Origin of the sequence: Massilia sp. MS-15, assembly GCF_020176695.1 — a bacterium.
GTDB classification, from domain to species: domain Bacteria; phylum Pseudomonadota; class Gammaproteobacteria; order Burkholderiales; family Burkholderiaceae_D; genus Telluria; species Telluria hydrophila.
This window is the reverse complement of the sequence record NZ_JAIWIA010000013.1, coordinates 163,717-183,175: the sequence shown is the minus strand read 5'-3', so window position 1 is coordinate 183,175 and position 19,459 is coordinate 163,717. Positions and strand designations below refer to the sequence as shown.

Annotated in this window: 18 protein-coding genes; 10 read left to right on the top strand and 8 right to left on the bottom strand. The window is 68.9% G+C overall.

The window, feature by feature from the left end; translation table 11 throughout:
* Positions 1-69: 69 nt before the first annotated feature.
* Together LCI23_RS07275 and LCI23_RS07270 are read right to left on the bottom strand one after the other, a co-directional pair.
* Positions 70-426 carry a KGG domain-containing protein gene (locus LCI23_RS07275; protein WP_224945767.1) on the bottom strand — a complete coding sequence of 119 codons (357 nt, stop codon included), beginning with the start codon at positions 424-426 and terminating at the stop codon, positions 70-72.
* 137 nt (positions 427-563) lie between these two features.
* Positions 564-1,595 carry an NADP-dependent oxidoreductase gene (locus LCI23_RS07270; protein WP_224945766.1) on the bottom strand — a complete coding sequence of 344 codons (1,032 nt, stop codon included), beginning with the start codon at positions 1,593-1,595 and terminating at the stop codon, positions 564-566.
* Between the two features lie 116 nt (positions 1,596-1,711).
* Between LCI23_RS07270 and LCI23_RS07265 the strand changes: the two genes are divergently transcribed.
* Positions 1,712-2,254: a YaeQ family protein gene (locus tag LCI23_RS07265; protein WP_224945765.1), complete on the top strand. Its 543-nt coding sequence runs from the start codon at positions 1,712-1,714 to the stop codon at positions 2,252-2,254.
* 34 nt (positions 2,255-2,288) lie between these two features.
* Positions 2,289-2,753, top strand: coding sequence for a copper chaperone PCu(A)C (locus LCI23_RS07260; RefSeq protein ID WP_224945764.1), 465 nt, complete (start codon positions 2,289-2,291; stop codon positions 2,751-2,753).
* A gap of 22 nt (positions 2,754-2,775) precedes the next feature.
* Here the strand turns inward: LCI23_RS07260 and LCI23_RS07255 are convergent, their stop codons facing one another.
* Positions 2,776-3,549, bottom strand: coding sequence for a head GIN domain-containing protein (locus LCI23_RS07255; protein ID WP_224945763.1), 774 nt, complete (start codon positions 3,547-3,549; stop codon positions 2,776-2,778).
* 216 nt (positions 3,550-3,765) lie between these two features.
* Here LCI23_RS07255 and LCI23_RS07250 point away from each other — a divergent pair, with 216 nt between their 5' ends.
* From LCI23_RS07250 to LCI23_RS07235, 4 genes are all read left to right on the top strand, one after another.
* On the top strand, positions 3,766-4,239 hold the full coding sequence (locus LCI23_RS07250) for a DMT family transporter (RefSeq protein ID WP_224945762.1): 474 nt from the start codon (positions 3,766-3,768) through the stop codon (positions 4,237-4,239).
* Positions 4,240-4,339: 100 nt separating this feature from the next.
* Positions 4,340-5,461, top strand: coding sequence for a type IV pilus twitching motility protein PilT (locus LCI23_RS07245; RefSeq protein ID WP_224945761.1), 1,122 nt, complete (start codon positions 4,340-4,342; stop codon positions 5,459-5,461).
* The gene (locus LCI23_RS07240) at positions 5,445-6,236 is read left to right on the top strand and encodes a hypothetical protein (RefSeq protein WP_224945760.1); all 792 of its coding nucleotides are present in this window, start codon (positions 5,445-5,447) and stop codon (positions 6,234-6,236) included. Before LCI23_RS07245 ends, LCI23_RS07240 begins: the two co-directional genes overlap by 17 nt.
* A gap of 89 nt (positions 6,237-6,325) precedes the next feature.
* Positions 6,326-7,105 carry a hypothetical protein gene (locus LCI23_RS07235; protein ID WP_224945759.1) on the top strand — a complete coding sequence of 260 codons (780 nt, stop codon included), beginning with the start codon at positions 6,326-6,328 and terminating at the stop codon, positions 7,103-7,105.
* Between the two features lie 23 nt (positions 7,106-7,128).
* Here the strand turns inward: LCI23_RS07235 and LCI23_RS07230 are convergent, their stop codons facing one another.
* The gene (locus LCI23_RS07230) at positions 7,129-8,406 is read right to left on the bottom strand and encodes a c-type cytochrome (protein WP_224945758.1); all 1,278 of its coding nucleotides are present in this window, start codon (positions 8,404-8,406) and stop codon (positions 7,129-7,131) included.
* Positions 8,403-9,113 (bottom strand): cytochrome c4, encoded by a 711-nt coding sequence (locus LCI23_RS07225; protein WP_224945757.1) that lies wholly within the window; start codon positions 9,111-9,113, stop codon positions 8,403-8,405. The genes LCI23_RS07230 and LCI23_RS07225 overlap by 4 nt, the downstream gene beginning before the upstream one ends.
* Before the next feature lie 102 nt (positions 9,114-9,215).
* Here LCI23_RS07225 and LCI23_RS07220 point away from each other — a divergent pair, with 102 nt between their 5' ends.
* A complete protein-coding gene (locus LCI23_RS07220; protein ID WP_224945756.1) occupies positions 9,216-9,953 on the top strand; it encodes a bifunctional 2-polyprenyl-6-hydroxyphenol methylase/3-demethylubiquinol 3-O-methyltransferase UbiG in 738 nt (245 codons plus the stop codon).
* Here LCI23_RS07220 and LCI23_RS07215 read toward each other — a convergent pair.
* On the bottom strand, positions 9,928-10,566 hold the full coding sequence (locus tag LCI23_RS07215; RefSeq protein WP_224945755.1) for a 3'-5' exonuclease: 639 nt from the start codon (positions 10,564-10,566) through the stop codon (positions 9,928-9,930). The two genes, LCI23_RS07220 and LCI23_RS07215, sit on opposite strands and share 26 nt — an antisense overlap.
* A complete protein-coding gene (locus LCI23_RS07210) occupies positions 10,566-11,069 on the bottom strand; it encodes a ProQ/FINO family protein (protein WP_224945754.1) in 504 nt (167 codons plus the stop codon). Before LCI23_RS07210 ends, LCI23_RS07215 begins: the two co-directional genes overlap by 1 nt.
* Positions 11,070-11,644: 575 nt before the next feature.
* Between LCI23_RS07210 and rpoD the strand changes: the two genes are divergently transcribed.
* Positions 11,645-14,380 (top strand): RNA polymerase sigma factor RpoD, encoded by a 2,736-nt coding sequence (gene rpoD, locus LCI23_RS07205; RefSeq protein ID WP_224945753.1) that lies wholly within the window; start codon positions 11,645-11,647, stop codon positions 14,378-14,380.
* Between the two features lie 311 nt (positions 14,381-14,691).
* Here rpoD and ppc read toward each other — a convergent pair whose 3' ends face one another.
* Entirely contained in the window at positions 14,692-17,538 is a 2,847-nt protein-coding gene (gene ppc, locus LCI23_RS07200; protein WP_224945752.1) for a phosphoenolpyruvate carboxylase, read from the bottom strand.
* A 117-nt stretch (positions 17,539-17,655) separates the two neighbouring features.
* Between ppc and hemC the strand changes: the two genes are divergently transcribed.
* Positions 17,656-18,681, top strand: a complete 1,026-nt coding sequence (hemC, locus tag LCI23_RS07195) for a hydroxymethylbilane synthase (RefSeq protein ID WP_224945751.1) — start codon at positions 17,656-17,658, stop codon at positions 18,679-18,681.
* Positions 18,653-19,438 (top strand): uroporphyrinogen-III synthase, encoded by a 786-nt coding sequence (locus tag LCI23_RS07190; RefSeq protein ID WP_224945750.1) that lies wholly within the window; start codon positions 18,653-18,655, stop codon positions 19,436-19,438. The genes hemC and LCI23_RS07190 overlap by 29 nt, the downstream gene beginning before the upstream one ends.
* Positions 19,439-19,459: the final 21 nt, after the last annotated feature.

The window sequence follows — 19,459 nt, the reverse complement described above, 5'->3', positions numbered from 1 at the left end:
CGCAGCAGATGGGACGGTGGCGCCAGCCTGCCCCGGCGCGGCGGCCAGGTGCGCAGGCGCGGAGCTGCTTCAGCTGTCCTTCTGCTTTCCTTCCGCTTCCTTTCCTCCCTGGCGGTTGCCGGCGTTGCGTGCCGCGGCGGCCGCGCGCTGGGCCGACTGCCGGCTTTCGCCGCCCTTGCGCCCGATGTCGGCCATGTGCGCCCGGTTGCGGCTGACCGCCTCCCCGCCTTTCTGGCCGGCGCGGCGCGCTTCTTCCGAGTCGAACTCGTGGGCCGTACCCTTCTGGTGCGCCGCCTGCCCGCCCTTGCTGGCGATCTCGCGCTGCTGGTTCTGGTCCATCGCCGCGAAACCGCGCTTGGCGGGTGCCTGCCCGCCCGCGCTGGTTTTCGCGGGGCCGCCCTTGCCGTTCTCTTTGCCTGTTGCCATGTCGCTCTCCTTGTGTGCCCTGGATGTGCCCTGGATATCGCAACGAGCGCGTATGGCTGCGCTCGTGCCGTTTAGAGAGGAGGCTGAAGCGTTAGTTCCTTCGCCGGGAACGGCGGCCGTCCTGGTGCCGGCCGGTTTCAGGCTTCGGCCACCTTGAGTACCAGCTTGCCCAGGTTCCTGCCCTCGAACAGCATCAGGAGCGCCTCGGGAAAGCGCTCGAAGCCTTCGGTGACGTATTCGATGCTCTTGACGCTGCCCTCCTGCATCCATTGCGCCAGCGTGGCCACGCCTTCGGCATAGCGCGGCGCATAGTCGAACACCACCATGCCTTCCATGCGTGCGCGGTTCACCAGCAGCGACAGGTAGTTGGCGGGGCCCTTGACCTGGCTGGTGGCGTTGTACTGCGAGATCGCGCCGCAGATCACGATGCGCGCCTTCATGTTGATGCGGGTGAGGACCGCGTCCAGGATGTCGCCGCCGACGTTGTCGAAATAGACGTCCACGCCCTGCGGGCAATGTTCCTTCAGGCCGGCGTGTACCGGACCGGACTTGTAGTCGATGCAGGCGTCGAAGCCGAGCTGCTCGACCACAAAGCGGCACTTGTCCGCGCCGCCGGCGATGCCGACCACGCGGCAGCCCATCTTCTTTGCCACCTGGCCGACCGTCATGCCGACCGCGCCGGCCGCGCCCGAGACCACCACCGTCTCGCCGGCCTTCGGCTGGCCCACTTCGCGCAGGCCGAAGAAGGCGGTCATGCCGGGCATGCCGAGGGTGTTGAGCCAGGCCGTGGGCGGCGCCAGCGCCGGGTCGATCCGGGTGAAGGCGGCGGTCTTGTCGTCGGCCGGGCCGGACCAGTAGCGCTGCACGCCGGTGCCGCCGACCACGTAGTCGCCCTCCTGGAAGCGCGGCGACTTCGAGGCCACGACGATGCCCAGCCCGCCGGCGCGCATGACTTCTCCGATCGCCACCGGGCGGATGTAGGACTTGCCCTCGTTCATCCAGCCGCGCATGGCCGGGTCGAGCGACAGGTACAGCACCTTGACCACGATGCCGCCGTCCTGCGCCTCGGCGACGGCTTCTTCGTGGAACTGCCAGTCTTCGTGGCGCGGCATGCCGAGCGGACGGGCGGCGAGGCGGAACTGCTGGTTCGGGGGAAATGCGTTGGTCATCCTTGGTCTCCGTGGGTTTCTTGGCAACGAGACTATACCGCCTCTTGTCCATGCAGGCAGGACGCGTGCGACAATAGCGGGCTATCCACCACCCGCGCCCTTACCCGCATTCATCTATGGCTCTCAAGGCAACCATCTACAAGGCCGACCTGTCGATCGCCGACATGGACCGCAACTACTACGGCGACCATGCCCTGACCATCGCCCGCCACCCCTCCGAGACCGAGGAGCGGGTGATGATCCGCGTGCTGGTCTTCGCGCTGCATGCGGATCCGGCGCTGGCCTTCACCAAGGACCTGTTCGACGTCGAGGAACCGGCCATGTGGCAGAAGGACCTGACCGGCGCCATCGATCTGTGGCTCGAGGTCGGCCAGCCGGACGAAAAGCGCCTGCTGAAGGCGGCCGGACGCTCGGAACGGGTACTGGTGTACAGCTACAGCGCCACCAGCGACATCTGGTTCAAGGGCATCGCCAACAAGATCGAGCGCGCCAGGAACGTGGGCGTGGTCAACATCCCGAACGAGGCCAGCGTCCAGCTGGAGAAGATGGCCAAGCGCAACATGCAGCTGCAATGCACGATCCAGGATGGCCAGGTGTGGCTGACCGACGGCGTCGATACCGTGCTGGTCGAGCGCCAGTTCCTGCGCGGCGCGCCCTGAGCCGCGCGCCCCGATTCGGACTATAATCGGCGCCATGAAAACGCCCCTCCTTGCCCTGATCGCCGGCGGCCTGCTGGCCGTTTCCTCCCTTGTCCACGCCCAGGTGAGCGTCACCGAGCCCTGGATCCGCGCCACCGTGCCGGCCCAGAAAGTGACCGGCGCCTTCATGCGGCTGCAGTCCGCCACGCCGGCGCGCCTGGTCGGCGTGCAGTCGGCCGTGGCCGGCCGCGCCGAGCTGCACGAGATGGCGATGGACGGCCAGACCATGCGCATGCGCCGGGTCGAGGCGATCGTCCTGCCGGCCGGGAAGCCGGTCGACCTGGCCAGCGGCGGCTACCACATCATGCTGATGGACCTGCAGCGCCAGGTGAAGGAAGGCGAGCGCGTCGACCTGACCCTGCAGGTGGAAGATGCGGCCGGCAAGCGCCAGGACGTGAAGCTCAGCGTGCCGGTCAGGCCGATCAGCTACAGCGCCGGCGCCGGCCACCAGGGCCACTAGGAAGCACCGGGGCCGCCGCGGCTTACTGCGGCGCCGCGGCGATCCGGCGCGCATCCCCCGATCCCACCACCGACTTGCTGACGCGCGGGTCGCCGTAGTAATTGACGTCGCCCGATCCGGCGATGGTCATGCTCAGCTCGTTGCGCGCCCACACGGTCGCCTCGCCCGAACCGGCCACGCTGATGCTGGCGCTATCCGACTGCACGCGGCCCATGTCGACCGTGCCGGAGCCGCCGATCGACACCGACAGCTTGCGCGCGCTGCCGCCGCCGGCCTTGAAGTCGCCGCTGCCGCCCAGGGTCACGGCCACGGCATCGCTGTCGAGCTTGTGCACGTGGATCTCGCCCGAGCCGCCCAGGTCGATATTCAGGCGCGGCGCGCGCAGGCTGTCGGCCTCGATCGAACCGGAGCCGCCCAGCGCCAGGCGCTCGATCTGGCGCGCCTGCACCACCACCTTCAGGTGCCTGGTGCGCAGGTTCATGTTGCGCTTCGTGGGACGGATCTTCAGCGTACCGTTCTCGACGACGGTCTCGACCAGCGGCAGCAGGTTGTCGTCGGCCTCGATGGTCACGCCTTCGCTGTCGCCCAGGCGCAGTTCCAGCTTGCCCGGCATCTCGAAGGCGAGGCCGTTGAAGTGCGCGACCTGGCGCACCTGGCGCTTGACGGTCCCGCTGCCCTGCACCTGTTCGCCGCCGAAGGGCCAGCCGCCGGCCGCGGCCGGCACCATGGCGCAGGCGAGGGCGGCGGCCAGGGCGGCCGGCAGGGCCAGGGTGCGCAGGAAGGAAGGGGTGCTCATGGTGGTCTCCTCATGGGTGTTGTCGATGGCCGCATCCTAGGCAAAGACGGCGTCCGGCGCACGCCGGATGCGACAAACTGCCGGGTCGCCGCACCAGAATGCAGGCTGGCGGGACAGGCTGCCAGCCCGGGATGGGCGGCGCATGGCTATCCGGAACGCCCGGATTGCACTAGAATCGTGCGCTTTTTGGCCCGGTTCCTGCCGGTGGAGAGCGCAATGAACCTGATTTTCCTGATGATGGCCTTCTGTGTCGGCATGGCCATGTCGATCCAGGCCGCCGTGAACACCCAGCTGGCCGCCTCGATCGGCGCCAATTCCGTGGTCGCCGCCCTGGTGTCCTTTGCCTGCGGCACCATCGTGCTGGCCGGCGTCGCCCTCTCGCGCGGCGGCCTCGGCCCCACCTTCGCGGCCCTGGCCACCCAGCCGGCCTGGAAGTTCGCCGGCGGCTTCCTGGGCGCCGCCTTCGTGTTCGGCACCGTGTTCCTGGCGCCCCGCATCGGGCTGCTGAGCCTGATCGTGCTGGTGATCGCCGGCCAGCTGCTCACCTCGATGGCGATCGACCACTTCGGCCTGATCAACATGGCGGTGCGCAAGGTGTCGAACGTGCGGATGCTGGGCGCGGCCGTGGTGGCGCTGGGCGTGGCCATCACCCTGTTCGGCGACCGCATCGTTGCGGGTTTCGGACGCTGAATGGCAAACTGAACATTTTTATTTCAGTTTTGCAATTTCTTGGAAAGGCATGGTTCTATAATGGCCGGCACCGTTTAACCACTTTTACCGTGCCGGCCAGATGGAATACCACCAGTCCTCGCAGATTCCCACCCTGTCCTACATCGAGAACGAAGACCACCCGGTATTCGGGACCCTGGTCGAGCAGATCCTGCACCTGCTGAATTCGCGCCTGGTGTTCTCGGACATCATCATCCACCAGAACAGCCCGCTGATGCTGCGCCAGCCGAAGGGCCTGGTGGCGGTGACCGATTCGCCGATCACCCGCGAAGAGCTGGAAGAGTTCTTCGACGTCATCGAGCCCAACTGGTCCGAGCGCATCGCGCTGCGCGCTTTCGACCGCTCGATCGACCTGCACACCGCGCGCATCCGCGCCAACTGCTTCAGCTTCCAGGGCAGGAAGCGCCTGGGCTGCGTGATCCGGCGCTTCCCGAAGGAGCCGCTGGCGCTGGAGGAACTGGGCCTGTGGCCGGACGAGCAGGAGTTCGCGCGCCTGACGAGCGGGCTGGTGCTGGTGATCGGCGACACCTGCCAGGGCAAGTCGACCACCATCGCCTCGATCATCGACGAGATCAACCGGCAGCGTTCGGGCCACATCATCACCATCGAGGACCCGGTCGAGACCCTGATCCCGCAGCGCAAATGCATTGTCACCCAGCGCGAAGTGGGCGAGGACGCGGACGTGGCCAGCTATTACCTGGGCGCGCTGGACGCGCTGCGCGAGCGTCCGGACGTGATCGTGATCGGCGAGATCCGCGACGCCGAGACGGCGCAGGAAGCCCTGGCCCTGGCCGAATCCGGCCCGCTGGTGCTGGCCACCCTGCATGCGCGCTCCACCGAACTTGGCCTGCAGAAGATGCTGCGCCTGCTGGGCAATTCGGAAGCCCAGGCCCAGGCGCTGGCGCACGCGCTGCGCGGAGTGCTGTGCCAGGCCCTGCTGCCGTCGCGCGAGGACAACCGCTACTACCTCGCCACCGAGTGCCTGACCCCCAGCCCGGCCGTGATGCGCATGCTGGAGGCGGGCGACGTGGGCGCCATCCGTGCCCACATGAACCTGGGACGCGATCCGGGTTGCCACACCATGAACGCGGCGCTCGAGCGCCTGCTGGCCGCGCACAAGGTGCGGGTCGAGGATGCGCGCAATGCGACCACCGACCGGATCGGCTTTGCCGACATGGTGTAGCGCCGCGCTCCTGCTGGCAGCCTGCCTGCTGGCCGCCTGCAAGGAGCGCGAATCGCCCAGCCAGTCGATGGAGCGCAAGTTGCGCACCCATGCGGCGTGCCGCCAGCCGGCCGGCGAGGATTTTGTGTATGCCACCGCGGCCGGCTTCCGGTTCGCGGTGCCGGCATGGACCGACGTGTCGGCGTTCGAAACCACCTATAACGCGCGCTGCGAGGTGGAATCGATGATCCTGGACTTCGCCTGGATCGGCGGACGCCTGCTGCCCATTCCGCACGAGCCGAAGGACCGGAGCCGGGCCGGCATCGCCTGGCCCGAGCGCTACGACACGCTCAGGCTCGCCCTGAGCTTCAGGCCGCCCGCGATGGACACCGCGCCCTACCGGCCTTATACCTGCGCGGCGAAGACACCGGTCCATCATTACCCGGAACTGGGCTTGCGCATGTGCCCGCAGTGGGCGCAGGCCAAGCCGGACGCGCCCGTGCTGGCCTTCTGGCCGCGCTTCGAGATCGTGGACGACAGCGCGTACGTCACCTCCTTCAGCTGCGGCGACCATGACTTCGTCGGCCATCCGGTGGCGCAGCTGCCGGACGTCGAGGTCGCGTATTCCTGCCGCGGCTACTGGCGCTGGCGGCCGGGCGCGCATGCGATGTTCGACTTCGGGCCGGGCAAGGTGCTGCGCAAGTCGGCCAGCGTGATGCGCGCCGCGCGCGCCACGCTCGATGGCTGGATCGTGACGGCGCCGGCGCCGGCGCAGGACAGGAGCCACGGCGGCTGAGCTGTGCGCTGGCATGCATATCCTTTTCTTGTTGCCATGACAAGCGGCGCTGGCCGATACTCTGCGCTCCTGTCCGAAGTGGAGTCTTCATGCGTCTTCCTGCCCTGGCCCTCGTGGCCATTTTCCTTGCCAGCCTGTCCCTGTCCTCCCGGGCCGCCGTCGAGCAGCTCGAGGTCGGCAAGCCCTTGCCGCGCTTCAGCCTGCTCAAGCCGGGCACCCACCATTACCTGCGCTTCATGCGCACCCCGGCCGCCGGCGCGGAAGGGACGAAGAACCAGCCGATCGACATCTGGACCCGCGAGATCCGCTTCGAGGAACGTGGCGGCAGGCGCCTGATGCGCGTGGTGCAGCGCTGGGACGGCGTGTGGCCGGCACTGTCCACGCGCACGCTCGACTCCTGGTTCGAGCCGGAAAGCTTCCGGCCGCTGACCCACGAGCGCATCAGCGAGCGCGATGGCAAGCGCCTGGTCGAAGGCTTCGTGTTCGCGCCCGAGCGCATCACCGGCATGCGCGAGCTGGCCGACAACGCCCACAAGGACCTGGTCGTGGCCACGAACGAGCCCACCTACAATTTCGAGACCGACATCGAATTCCTGCAGGCGCTGCCGCTGACGGAGGACTACGATGCGCGCATCAACTTCTACCATCCGGGCGGCCCGTCGGCGCCGCAGCGCTACAGCTTCCGCGTGACCGGCTCGGCCACCATCGCCGGTCCTGCCGGACCGGTCGAGTGCTGGGTGGTGAAGACCGACTACAACCGTCCCGGCAGCGAATCGACCTTCTGGTTCGCCAAGGGCAGCCAGCTGATGCTGCGCCAGGAAAGCCCGATGCCGGACGGGCGGGTGATGGTCAAGACCCTGATCGACTAGGCGCGTCCCGCAGCCGTGCTACTTCAGTCGAGCGGCACGCTGCGGTAGCGGTTGACCTCCGGCGCCGCCACCGGCGCCGCCGCGTTGCCCCAGCTGGCGCGCACATAGGTCAGCAGTGCCGCGACCTGGGTGTCGTCCAGCTCGTGGCCGAAGGGCGGCATGCCGTAGGGACGCGGGTTGCCCGCGGTGCCGGGCGGGAAGCCGCCGTGGAGCACGGTGCGGATCGCGTTCACGGCCGGGGTGAGCGTCACCGCGCGGTTGCCGGCCAGCGGCGGGTAGGCGGGCGCCTTGCCCTTGCCGTCCTCGCCGTGGCAAGCCGCGCAGTGCGCCGCGTACAGGCGGCGTCCCTCGGCCAGCAGCGGCTCCGGCGCGCGCGCGCCGCTGTCCGCCGGCGGGGTACCGGTGGACGGCAGCGCCTGCAGGTAGGTGGCCATCGCCTCCAGGTCGGCGCGCGCCAGGTGCTGCAGGCTGCGCGCCACCACTTCGGCCATCGGGCCGGTGGCCGTGCCGCGCGGCGATACGCCGGTCTGGAGCAGGGCCACGATGTGCTCCTTGTCCCAATCGCCCAGTCCCGCTTCGCCGCTTGCGGTGAGCGAGGGCGCGTACCAGCCGATGGTCGGCATCAGGCCGCCCGACAGGGTGTCGCCAGTCGCGCCGAGACGGTTGCGCGTGCTGTGGCATGCGCTGCAGTGGCCCAGGCCCTCGACCAGGTAGGCGCCGCGGTTCCATTCGGCGCCGCGCGCCGGCTGCGGGGCGAAGGTCCCGGGCCGGAAGTAGAGCAGGCGCCAGCCCGCCAGCAGCGCCTGCTGGTCGTAGGGAAAGCCCAGTTCGTGCGGCCGGTTCGGCTGGCGCACCGGAGCCAGGCTCCTGAAATAGGCGTACAGCGCATCCGCGTCGGCGCGCGCGACCCGGGTGTAGTGCGTGTACGGGAAGGCCGGGTAGAGCAGTCGCCCGTCGCGCGACTTGCCGTTGTGCAGGGCGTTCCAGAAGTCGTCGGCCGACCAGCGGCCGATGCCGGTCTCCGGGTCGGGTGTCAGGTTCGGGCCGTACAGGCGTCCGAAGGGCGTGTCGAGCGCGCGCCCGCCGGCATACTCGGCGCCGCCGCGCGCCGTGTGGCAGGCCACGCAGTCGCCGGCCCTGGCCAGGTAGGCGCCGCGTGCGATGTTGTCGGGCGTGGCGGCCCAAGCGGCGGGCGAACCGGCCGGGATGAATTCCTCGCGCGGCCAAGCGATGGCAACCGCGGCGACGGCGGCGACGGCAGCCGCCGCGGCAAGGGAAGCGAGCAGGGTGAGGCGCTTCATGGCTGCTCCGGGGCGCTGCCGCAGGCCAGGGGCAGGGGCCGCGCGATGGCGGCGGCGGGACGCGGGTCGGCCGGCAGCGGCTGCGCCGCGAGCCAGCCCGAGACGGCGTTCACTTCGTCCAGCCCGAGGCGCGCCGTGATCGCGGCCATGCAGTCGGGCGCATGGGCACGGCGGGTGCCGTTGCGCCAGGCCCCGAACTGGGCGTTGACGTAGTCGCGCGGCAGGCCGAGCAGCCCGGGGATGGCCGGCTCGACCCCGGTCAGGCGCTGGCCGTGGCAGGCCACGCAGGCCGGGATGCCGCGCGCGCGGTCGCCCTGCAGCACGAGCTGGCGGCCGCGCTCCAGCTGCGAGGCAGCCATGCCTGCCGCTTCGGCGGCATGCGGCGCCGGCGCCTGGCTGGCGAAGTGGCCGGCGATCTCGCGCAGGTAGGCGTCGGGCAGGTGTTCGACCAGGTAGGTCATGAGCGGATACTGGCGCCGTCCGGCGCGGAAGTTCTGCAGCTGGTTATACAAGTAGCCGGCCGGCTTGCCCTGCAGGCGCGGGAAGTAGGCGTCGTTGACCGGATTGCCGCGCGCGTCCACGCGCGCATGGCAGGAAGTGCAGGCCAGCAGGCGCTGGGCCAGGGTGTCGGGAACGGCCTGGGGCGCGGCATGGCTGGCGGCGGCGCAGAGCAGCAGGACAACGGACAGCACGGAGCGAAGATGCATGGACGAACCCGGCAGTGGCAATGCCGGAATGATAACGCGGAAGCGATGCCGGGTGGCAGTGCCTTGCTATAATCCCCATCCTTTGAACCGGCGGGAAGCAGGATGGGTGTCAGTTATACGGAAGGGGTATTCAGGGACCGCAATCCGGTCAAGCGCTGGCTCCAGCAGCGGCGCCTGCACAGCGCGCTCGGCTTCGCGCGCCAGGACCGCGAAGCGGTGCGCCGCGTGATCGACTTCGGCGCCGGCAGTGGGGAGCTGTGCAAGTACCTGGTGCGGGCCTATCCGAACGCCAGCATCGTCTGCTACGAGCCCTGCTCGGACCTGCTGGAAGAAGCCCGGATCGAGCTGGCCGGCCTGCCGCGGGTGGAATTCCACGCTTCTTTCGACGGCATCGCGCCAGGGCAGGCCGACCTGCTGTTCTGCCTCGAAGTCTTCGAGCATATCCCGCTGTCGATGCGCGCCCGTTCGCTGGCCGAGGTCGGCGCGCTCCTGGCCGACGATGGCGAAGCGGTGTTCGGGGTGCCGGTCGAAGTGGGACTGCCGGCGCTGTACAAGGGCCTGTTTCGCATGAGCCGGCGCTACGGCGCCTATGACGCCCGGCCGAAGCACGTGCTGATGGCGACCCTCGGCATGCCGCCGCAGGACCGCCCGGTGGGCCGCCTGCCGCCCGACGTCGAGGTGCACAACGAGCACATGGGTTTCGACCACCGGACGTTCCGGCGCGCGCTGGCGCAGGAATTCAGCCTGGCGAAGGCCAGCGCGAGCCCGTTTCCGCTGCTGGGAACGGCGCTGTGCCCGGAAGCGTATTTCGTGGTCAGGAAGCGCGCCGCGGCGGGCTAGCGTCCTCGGCTGGCGGATTGGCGCGCCAGTAGCGGTACAGGCGCAGCGCCACGTGGGCGTCGTCGGCCGCATACAGTACCTGCTGGTCGCTCAGCCGGGGCAGGGCCCAGTTGGTGGTGGTGATGCGGCGCGACTTCTGCAGCCGCTGGCCGAAGAAGCGCGCGACTGCCGTCCTGGCGCCGAGCGTGTTGCGCTCGCCGCGGCGGCGCATCGCGGTGGCCAGGTCGAGCACGTTGCGCGCCTCGATCCCGAGCTTGGCGCGCAGGCGCTTCAGGTCGTCCACCAGGCCGAAGCCCACTTTCAGGATGGATTCCGATTCGAGCACCGGCTTGAGCACCTCGAGCGCGGTCTGGACGCTGGCCGCGCTGCCGATCTGGAACAGGTAGGCCAGCTCGTCGGTGGCCAGCTGCACCAGGTGCGGGCCGGTCGAGGCTTCGCCCTTGGCGAAGGTGGGCTTGGATTCGGTGTCGAAGCCGATCACGTCGGCCTGCGCCAGCGCCGCCAGCGCCGCGGCCGCCTCGGCCGGGGTGCGCACCAGGCGCACGTCGGCCAAGCGGATGCCGTCGTAAGGGGGCAGGGACGCGTCCGGGTCGGCGGCGCTCGGTTCTGCCATCAGCTGCGCGAGAACTTGGCGGCGAGGGCGTTCAGCTTTTCCTGGCGCTGGCGGCTGGCCTCTTCGGCGGCGGCGGCATCGCGCTCGGCCTTCTTGCGCTCGGCTTCTTTCTTGAAGCGCTGCTGCAGCTGCTCTTTCGCGTGCTGGCGGTGGGTATCGGTCACTTCGGCGCCCGGGGTACCGTCGAGGTCGAAGCGCTGCTTCGCCTTTTCCATCGCGCGCAGGTAGCGCATCGAGCCGGTGTGGATGCCGAGCGCGGCGCGCATGGTCTTGCGGTCGAGGCCGGGCATGCGCGCCAGCAGCTGCTTGTCGATGCCGATCGCCAGTGGCAGGCAGTCGCGGAAGGCAGGGAATTCCTGCTGGAGCTGCTTGAGCAGGGCGCGCGCCGACGGTGCCGGCGTGCCGGCGGCCGCCGGAGGCGCAGCCGCGGGCGGCGCCTCCGGCGTCGTGACAGTGCTGGATGCGGATTGGTCGGCGGTCTCGGCAGCGGTAGTGGTATTCATTGACTTCATGGTAAGAACGGGAAAGCGAAGGATAGCACGACGCCCGGACGCCAGTGCGGGGCGTATTGTACTTGTTTCATTGATCTTGATACCAAGCCGCAGGGGAAACTGTGCGCACGCCTTGGCCGCGGCCATGAAATCCTGCCTGAAATCGTGTATGATCCGCCTCTTGCCCTGCGCACGGCGAAGTCGTCGCGGGCCAGGGGAGGAATGCGCATATTCGATATGGTGATATCCCATATGGGATATTTCAATTATCACCGATTCTTGCAATACGGCATAATATCGCCTTCCTTCTGTTCCCTGAACATGAGATGCAAGCCCGTTTCACGCGACGGGCTTTTTTTCGTTCCGACATGCACACCGTGATTTCGACCATCGTCCATTCTTCGCCAGCTTTCCGCTCCCTCCCCGAGACCGTGGGCGGCGCCGTGCAATGGATGCTTGAAGTCCGCGTGTCCGCCCTCAGGTAGGGCCACTTCCGCTTCCCGAAACCCACGCCCGGATCCGCAAGCGGATCCTGCCGACATTGATTCTCAGACGCGCCGCGCGCCTCGACTGGAGAGAGCTTCACTATGAAAAACACCGCCAAGACACTGACACTGACCGCCAAGAAAACGCCCGCCAAGGCTTCGGCACAGCTGGCAGTGCCGAAAACCGCGACGTCCTACTTCCTCGAGACGGAAGCGGCCGCCAAGGTGACGGTGGTGAAGACCCGCTCGCGCCTGGCCGCGGCCAAGGCCGCCTCGCTGGCGGATGCGGCGAACGATACCGTGGCGGAAGCGCCGGCGGCCGAGGCGGTGGAAGCGGCGGCGCCCGTGTCCGAAGCTGTCGCACAGGCCATGCCTGCAGTGGCTGAGCCGCCCGCCGAGGCCCCAGTTGTCGCCCCGGTGCCGAAGGCCGCGGTCCCCGCCGCCGAGCCGGCGCCCTTCGAGGACTACACGGCCGCCGCGCCGAACGCCGCCGCGACCGTGGTGGTCAAGAAGCGCGGCTCGAAACTGGCTGCCCTGAAGGCCGCCGTGGCCGCCGACGCGCCGCAGGCCGAAGTGGCCGCCGCCCCGGCCGTTCCTGCCGCGCCGCTTGCCGCTGCCGAGGAAGCGTCCGCGCCGAAAGTGGTGCGCACCCGCACCCGCCGCACCGATGCGGCCGCCGCGCCTGCCCCGGCCGCGGCCGCGCCGAGCGCGGTGGGCGCCGTCAGCGCCACCACCGACGCCGCCGCGCTGGCCGCGATCGACACCTCGGGTTACCTGCTGCCGCAGGTGAAGGTCCCGGGCCGCCGCGGCCGCAAGCCAAGCGAGTTCGTGCCGGAAAACGACGAAGTCGCGGCGCTCAACACCATCGAGCGCGCCGAACTGAAGGCGGCCTCCAAGCTGCGCGAGCGCAAGGCCAAGGGCCTGGCCGGCATGCTGGGCGGCGACAGCGGCTTCTCGGAAGCGGAACTGGAAAAGCGCCGCCAGCAGATCAAGAACCTGATCAACCTGGGCAAGGAGCGCGGCTACCTGACCCATGCCCAGATCAACGACCAGCTGCCGGAAAACATCGTCGATCCGGAAGCGATCGAAGGCATCATCGCGACCTTCAACGACATGGGCATCGCGATCTACGAGCGCGCACCGGAAGCGGAAATGATGCTGCTGTCGGATAACGTGCCGACCGCCACCAGCGACGACGAAGTGGAAGCGGCCGCCGCCACCGCGCTGTCGACCGTCGACTCGGACTTCGGTCGCACCACCGATCCGGTGCGCATGTACATGCGCGAGATGGGCGCGGTGTCGCTCTTGACGCGCGAAGGCGAGATCGAGATCGCCAAGCGCATCGAGGACGGTCTGAAGGACATGGTGCAGGCGATCTCGGCCTGCCCGACCACGATCTCGGAGATCATCGCGCTGTCGCACAAGATCGCGTCCGACGAGATGAAGATCGACGACGTGGTGGATGGCTTCGTCGACCTGAACGCAATTTCCACACCTGCCCCGGCCCCGGCCGCCGCACCCGCCCGCGCCGGCGACGACGAGGAAGAAGAAGAGGAAGTCGAGGAAGAGGAAGAAGACGGCGCCGTCGGGGGCGGCGCGGCCGGCTACTCGACCGAGCAGCTGGCCCAGCTGCGCAAGAGCGCGCTGGAGAAGTTCGCCCTGATCGAGAAGCAGTTCGACCGCATGGGCCACGCCTTCAAGACCAGCGGCTACGGCTCGGATGACTACGAAGCGGCGCAGGCGATCATTTCGAACGAGCTGCTGGGCATCCGCTTCACCGCCAAGATCGTGGAAAAGCTGTGCGACACCCTGCGCGGCCAGATGGACGAAGTGCGCGCTATCGAGCGCGCCGTGCTGGACATCTGCGTGAACCGCTGCGGCATGCCGCGCGCCCACTTCATCAAGGTCTTCCCGGGCAACGAAACCGACCTGCAATGGGGTGACCGCGAAGTCGACTGCGCCTATCCGTACAGCGCGGTGCTGGGCCGTAATCTGCCGGCCATCAAGGAACTGCAGCAGCGCATGATCGACCTGCAGGCGCGCGTGGCGCTGCCGCTGGCCGACCTGCGCCGCATCAACAAGCAGATGGCGGCGGGCGAGAAGCGCGCGCGCCAGGCCAAGCGTGAAATGACGGTGGCCAACCTGCGCCTGGTGATCTCGATCGCCAAGAAATACATCAACCGCGGCCTGCAGTTCCTCGACCTGATCCAGGAAGGCAACATCGGCCTGCTGAAGGCCGTGGACAAGTTCGAGTACCGCCGCGGTTACAAATTCTCGACCTACGCGACCTGGTGGATCCGCCAGGCCATTACGCGCTCGATCGCGGACATGGCCCGTACCATCCGCGTGCCGGTGCACATGATCGAAACGATCAACAAGATGAACCGCATCTCGCGCCAGATCATGCAGGAAACCGGTACCGAGCCGGACCTGCCGACCCTGGCCGCCAAGATGGAAATGCCGGAGAACAAGGTTCGCGAGATCATGAAGATCGCGAAGGAACCGATTTCGATGGAGACCCCGATGGGCGAGGATGGCGATTCGCAGCTGGGCGACTTCATCGAGGACAACACCACCCTGGCCCCGCTGGACGCCGCGCTGCACGCCTCGATGCGCAACGTGATCAAGGAAGTGCTGGACTCGCTGACCCCGCGCGAAGCCAAGGTGCTGCGCATGCGCTATGGTGTCGAGATGTCGAACGACCACACGCTGGAAGAAGTCGGCAAGCAGTTCGACGTGACCCGCGAGCGCATCCGCCAGATCGAAGCCAAGGCGATGAGCAAGCTGCGCCAGCCTTCGCGCTCGGACAAGCTCAAAACCTTCCTGCACAACCAGTAATTTTTACCAGCTGGTAAAAAATGCCGCCCGGCCCGCGCCCGGCGGCATTTTTATTGCCTGGTGTAACTGTGCAACGACATTCTCTTTATAGAATTGCATTGATGCGCTGGAGGAGCAGGCGGCGCGCCTGGCCAGCCTGGTCGGGGTATCCAGCCTGGCTGACAGGCGAGACACGAAACACCGCACGGACTGCAGTACCGTGATGTGACCGCGTGGGCGGGAGACCCGCCCACCCTACGGACGAGCGGGCCTTTCAGGCAACCGGCACTAAGCCGGCGGAGCCTCGGCCAACGCAAGGTCCGCCGGCCCGCTCAGCCGGTGTTGCGCAGCCCCGCCGCCACGCCGTTGATCGACAGGTGGATCCCCCGGTGCACGCGCGGATCCACGTTCTCGCCCAGCTTGCGGCGGCGGTGGATCAGCTCCACCTGCAGGTGGTTGAGCGGATCGAGGTAGGCGAAGCGGTTCTGGATCGAGCGCGCCAGCAGCGGATTGCCGGCCAGCCGCTCGCCCACCCCGGTCACCGCTTCCAGGCAACGCAGGGTTTCGCCATGCTCGGCCGTGATGCGGCTGAAGATTCGTTCGCGCAGCGCCACATCCGCCACCAGGCTGGCATAGCGCGAGGCGATCGCCAGGTCGGTCTTGGCCAGCACCATGTCCATGTTCGACAGCAGGGCCGCGAAGAAGGGCCAGTCGCGGTGCATCTCGCGCAGCAGGGAAAGGCGCTCCTCGCGCCCGTCCGCTCCAGCCTCGTCCAGCCAGTCGCCGACGGCGCTGCCGAAACCGTACCAGCCCGGCAGCAGCAGGCGGCACTGGCCCCACGAGAAGCCCCAGGGAATCGCGCGCAGGTCTTCGATGCGGCGGGTCGACTTGCGCGAAGCAGGGCGCGAGCCGAGGTTCAGTTCCGCGATCTCGGCGATCGGGGTGGCGCTGAAGAAGTAATCGGTGAAGCCCGGGGTCTCGTAGACCAGCTTGCGGTAGGCGCGGTAGGCGCGCGCCGACAGTTCGGCCATCACGGCTTCGAAGCGGGCCAGGCGGCCACCCGCTTCGCCAGCGGCTTCCCCGGCGCCGGCGCTGGCCGGGCGCCGGCCCAGGCTCGCTTCCAGCGTGGCCGCCACCAGCAGCTCCAGGTTGCGCCGGCCGATCTCCGGATTGGAGAACTTCGAGGCGATGATCTCGCCCTGTTCGGTCAGGCGGATCTGGCCGTTGACGGTGCCCGGCGGCTGGGCCAGGATCGCGTCGTAGCTCGGGCCGCCGCCGCGGCCGACGGTGCCGCCGCGGCCGTGGAACAGGCGCAGCTTGACGCCGCGCGCGGCGAACACGTCCACCAGCTTCAGCTCGGCCTGGTACAGCTCCCAGTTCGAGGTAAGGAAGCCGCCATCCTTGTTCGAGTCCGAGTAGCCGAGCATGACTTCCTGCAGCCGGCCCTGGCGCTCGACGATGCCGGCCACCAGCGGCAGCGCCATCCATTCGTCCATGATGGCGCTGGCGCGCTGCAGGTCGGGAATGGTCTCGAACAGCGGGATCACCATCGCGTCGCAGCTGCCGGAAGACACCTGCAGCAGGCCGGTCTCCTTCTGCAGCAGCAGCACCTCGAGCAGGTCGGACACGGTCTCGGTGTGCGAGATGATGTAGTTGCGGATCGCGCGGCTGCCGTAGCGCGCGCGGATCTCGCGCGCGGTGCGCAGGATCGCCAGTTCCGAGTTGGTCTCGTCGGAATAGGCTTCGAACGGCGAGTACAGGGGCCGCGGCTGGGCCAGTTCGGCCAGCAGCAGGGCGCGCTTGGCGTCCTCGTCCAGGCCTGCATAGTCGCGCTCGGTGCCGGCGCGCGCGAACAGCTCGGCCAGCACGCGTTCGTGCACGTCCGAGCTCTGGCGCATGTCGAGCGAGGCCAGGTGGAAGCCGAAGATGCGCGCCGCGCGGGTCAGGCCGGACAGGCGCGGCTCGATCAGCGCCGCGCCGTGGTTGGCGCGCAGCGAATCGACCAGCACGTCGAGGTCGGCCGCGAAGTCCCGCGCCTCGTGGTAGGGCGGCGCTTCGCCGACTTCCTTGCGCAGGATGTGGTCCACGCCCAGCACGCGCGCGGTGGCGGCTAGGCGCGCGTAGATGCCGATCAGCGCGCGGCGGTAGGGTTCGTCGCTGCGGTGCGGGGAATGGTCGACCGAGGCGTCGGCCAGGGCCTGCATCTCGGGCGTCACCGGCACCATCAGGGTCGAGCTGGACAGCTCGGCGCCCAGCGCATGCACTTCTTCCAGGTAGAAGTCGAGGATGGTGGTGGACTGCCGTACCAGCGCATGGCGCATGGTGTCGGCATTGACGTTCGGGTTGCCGTCGCGGTCGCCGCCGATCCAGCTGCCCATCTGCAGGAAGCGCGCTTCGCCCAGCTGCGGCTGGCGGCCGTAGCAGGCCGCGATCTCGTCCTCGATGTCGTCGTACAGGCCGGGCAGCTCGCGCAGGAAGGTGATGCGGTAGTAGGACAGCGCGTTGTCGATCTCGTCGGCCACGGTCAGCTTCGAGTAGCGCAGCATGCGGGTCTGCCACAGCGTGGCCACGCGCGCCTGCAGCAGCTGGGTGTTGCGCTGCAGTTCCTTCGGCGTCAGGCCGCGGTCGCGCTCGGCCAGCAGGCGCGCGATGTCGTGCTCGGCGTCGAGGATGCTCTTGCGCTGCACTTCGGTCGGGTGGGCCGTGAGCACCGGCGAGATCAGGGCCTCGCGGAAGAATCCCTCGACCTCGTCCTGCTCCACGCCGGCCGCGCGCAGCTCGCCCAGGGCGTGCGCCACGCTGCCGCGGCGCGGCGGCGCGCCGCGCATCAGGTGGGCGCGGCGGCGCCGGATGTGGTGCTGGTCCTCGGCGATGTTGGCCAGGTGCGAGAAATACGAAAAGGCGCGTACCACCGAGATGGTCTGGTCGCGCGTGAGGCGGTGCAGCAGCGTGGTGAGTTCTTCGCCGGCCACCGGGTCGGCATCGCGGCGGAAACGCACGGCGGTCTGGCGCACGGTTTCGACCACGTCGAACACGGCTTCGCCTTCGTGCTCGCGCAGCACGTCGCCGAGCAGGCGGCCGAGCAGGCGGATGTCTTCTTTCAGCGGCGCGTCCTTGTCCGGCGAAGGTGGGGAAGCGTCGGATACGGCAAGCTTGGAGGGTAAGGCTGGATTTTCCATATGGACCACAAGTTAAATTGTTGGGCATGGCCGATGGGCCATCGTCTGCGAGAGGGCCCATGCTAAAATTTGTGATCTTATGCAAGGGCCGTTACCGGCATCGTCCTGGTGGGCCAGATGACAGTGAAAGAATCCGTGTTGAATGCAAATGAACCGGCGCTGCAAGCGCCTGCGAAACTGATTATCGCATCCCGCGAGAGCCGCCTGGCAATGTGGCAGGCCGAGCATGTGCGCGAGCGCCTGGCCGCCCTGTATCCACAGTGTAGCGTCGAAATTCTCGGAATGACAACACGGGGCGACCAGATCCTCGACCGCGCGCTATCGAAGGTGGGTGGCAAGGGCCTGTTCGTGAAGGAACTCGAAGTGGCGATGGCCGAAGGCCGCGCCGACCTGGCGGTGCACTCGCTGAAGGACGTGCCGATGGAGCTGCCGCAGGGCTTCGGGCTGGCCGCCGTGCTCGAACGCGAAGACCCGCGCGACGCGTTCGTGTCGAACGACTACGCCAGCCTGGCCGCGCTGCCGCCGGGCGCGGTGGTCGGCACCAGCAGCCTGCGGCGCCAGGCCCTGATCGCGGCGCGCTATCCGCAGCTGGTGATCAAGCCGCTGCGCGGCAACCTCGACACCCGCCTGGGCAAGCTCGATCGCGGCGAATACGCGGCCATCATCCTGGCCGCGGCCGGCCTCAAGCGCCTCGGCCTGCCGCAGCGCATCCGCGCGCTGCTGGAACCCGAGGACAGCCTGCCGGCGGCCGGCCAGGGCGCGATGGCGATCGAGATCCTGGACGCTCCGCGCAGCGACGGCGTCGACCTGCGCGCGCTGCTGGCGCCGCTGAACCACGAGGCCACCGCGCGCGCCGTCGCGGCCGAGCGCAAGGTCTCGAAGCTGTTCGGCGGCAGCTGCCAGATCCCGCTGGCCGCCTTTGCCACCGTGAGCGGCGCCACCATGCGCCTGCGCGCCATGGTCGCCACGCCCGACGGCAGGCGCACCGCGCGCGCCGAAGTGGCGGGGTCCTGGGAACACCCGGAATTCCTGGGCGAGCAGGTGGCGATCCTGCTCGAGGACCAGGATGCGCACGCGATCCTCGACGCCTGCCGGCAGGAAGCCGCCGCCGCCGATGCCAGCTCCCCCGGCCAGGATGCCTGAGCGGGCGGTCGTCATCACCCGGCCGCGGGCCCAGGCCGAAGGCCTGGCGCAGGCCGTCGCCGCGCGCGGGCGCCGCGCCGAGGTCCTGCCGCTGCTCGAGATCGCGCCGGTCGAGGATACCGCGCCGCTGCGCGCCGCGCTGGCCACGCTGACTTCCTGCGCGCTGGTGGTGTTCGTGTCGCCGAACGCGGTCGATGCCGCGTTCGCCCACCTCGCCGCCTGGCCGGCCGGGGTGCCGATCGGCGTGGTCGGGGAGGGCAGCCGGGCCGCGCTGGCGCGCCACGGCATCACGGGCGACCAGGCCACGATCCACGCGCCGCAGGATCCAGCCTGCAGCGATTCCGAACACCTCTTGGCGAGCCTCGACCTGGCAGCCCTGGCCGGCCGCCGCGTCCTGATCGTGCGCGGCGACGGCGGGCGCGCGCTGATGGCCGACACCCTGCGCGCGGCCGGCGCCCTGGTCGAGACGGTCGCCGCCTACCGGCGCAGCGTGCCGCGCCTGGACGCCGCGCTGGCGGCCCGGCTGGCCGCCTTGCTGGGCGGGACGAACGACTGGATAATCACGAGTTCGGAAGCGCTGCACGGTCTGGCCGGCCTGGTGCGCGAACTCGATCCCGGCGCCGGGATGGAGGCGCTGCGCGCCCAGCACCTGATCGTGCCCCATGCACGCATCGCCGAGACGGCGCGCGCACTGGGCTGCACCCAGGTCACCCTGACCGGTTCGGGCGACCTCCGCTTACTTGAGGCACTCCACTGAGCATGCACTGAGGCGCCCGGC

Coding starts and splice junctions, on each gene's coding strand:
- LCI23_RS07275 (WP_224945767.1), bottom strand. CDS start 426: ATGGCAACAGGCAAAGAGAACGGCAAGGGCGGCCCCGCGAAAACCAGC.
- LCI23_RS07270 (WP_224945766.1), bottom strand. CDS start 1,595: ATGACCAACGCATTTCCCCCGAACCAGCAGTTCCGCCTCGCCGCCCGT.
- LCI23_RS07265 (WP_224945765.1), top strand. CDS start 1,712: ATGGCTCTCAAGGCAACCATCTACAAGGCCGACCTGTCGATCGCCGAC.
- LCI23_RS07260 (WP_224945764.1), top strand. CDS start 2,289: ATGAAAACGCCCCTCCTTGCCCTGATCGCCGGCGGCCTGCTGGCCGTT.
- LCI23_RS07255 (WP_224945763.1), bottom strand. CDS start 3,549: ATGAGCACCCCTTCCTTCCTGCGCACCCTGGCCCTGCCGGCCGCCCTG.
- LCI23_RS07250 (WP_224945762.1), top strand. CDS start 3,766: ATGAACCTGATTTTCCTGATGATGGCCTTCTGTGTCGGCATGGCCATG.
- LCI23_RS07245 (WP_224945761.1), top strand. CDS start 4,340: ATGGAATACCACCAGTCCTCGCAGATTCCCACCCTGTCCTACATCGAG.
- LCI23_RS07235 (WP_224945759.1), top strand. CDS start 6,326: ATGCGTCTTCCTGCCCTGGCCCTCGTGGCCATTTTCCTTGCCAGCCTG.
- LCI23_RS07230 (WP_224945758.1), bottom strand. CDS start 8,406: ATGAAGCGCCTCACCCTGCTCGCTTCCCTTGCCGCGGCGGCTGCCGTC.
- LCI23_RS07225 (WP_224945757.1), bottom strand. CDS start 9,113: ATGCATCTTCGCTCCGTGCTGTCCGTTGTCCTGCTGCTCTGCGCCGCC.
- LCI23_RS07220 (WP_224945756.1), top strand. CDS start 9,216: ATGGGTGTCAGTTATACGGAAGGGGTATTCAGGGACCGCAATCCGGTC.
- LCI23_RS07215 (WP_224945755.1), bottom strand. CDS start 10,566: ATGGCAGAACCGAGCGCCGCCGACCCGGACGCGTCCCTGCCCCCTTAC.
- LCI23_RS07210 (WP_224945754.1), bottom strand. CDS start 11,069: ATGAATACCACTACCGCTGCCGAGACCGCCGACCAATCCGCATCCAGC.
- rpoD (WP_224945753.1), top strand. CDS start 11,645: ATGAAAAACACCGCCAAGACACTGACACTGACCGCCAAGAAAACGCCC.
- ppc (WP_224945752.1), bottom strand. CDS start 17,538: ATGGAAAATCCAGCCTTACCCTCCAAGCTTGCCGTATCCGACGCTTCC.
- hemC (WP_224945751.1), top strand. CDS start 17,656: ATGACAGTGAAAGAATCCGTGTTGAATGCAAATGAACCGGCGCTGCAA.
- LCI23_RS07190 (WP_224945750.1), top strand. CDS start 18,653: ATGCCAGCTCCCCCGGCCAGGATGCCTGAGCGGGCGGTCGTCATCACC.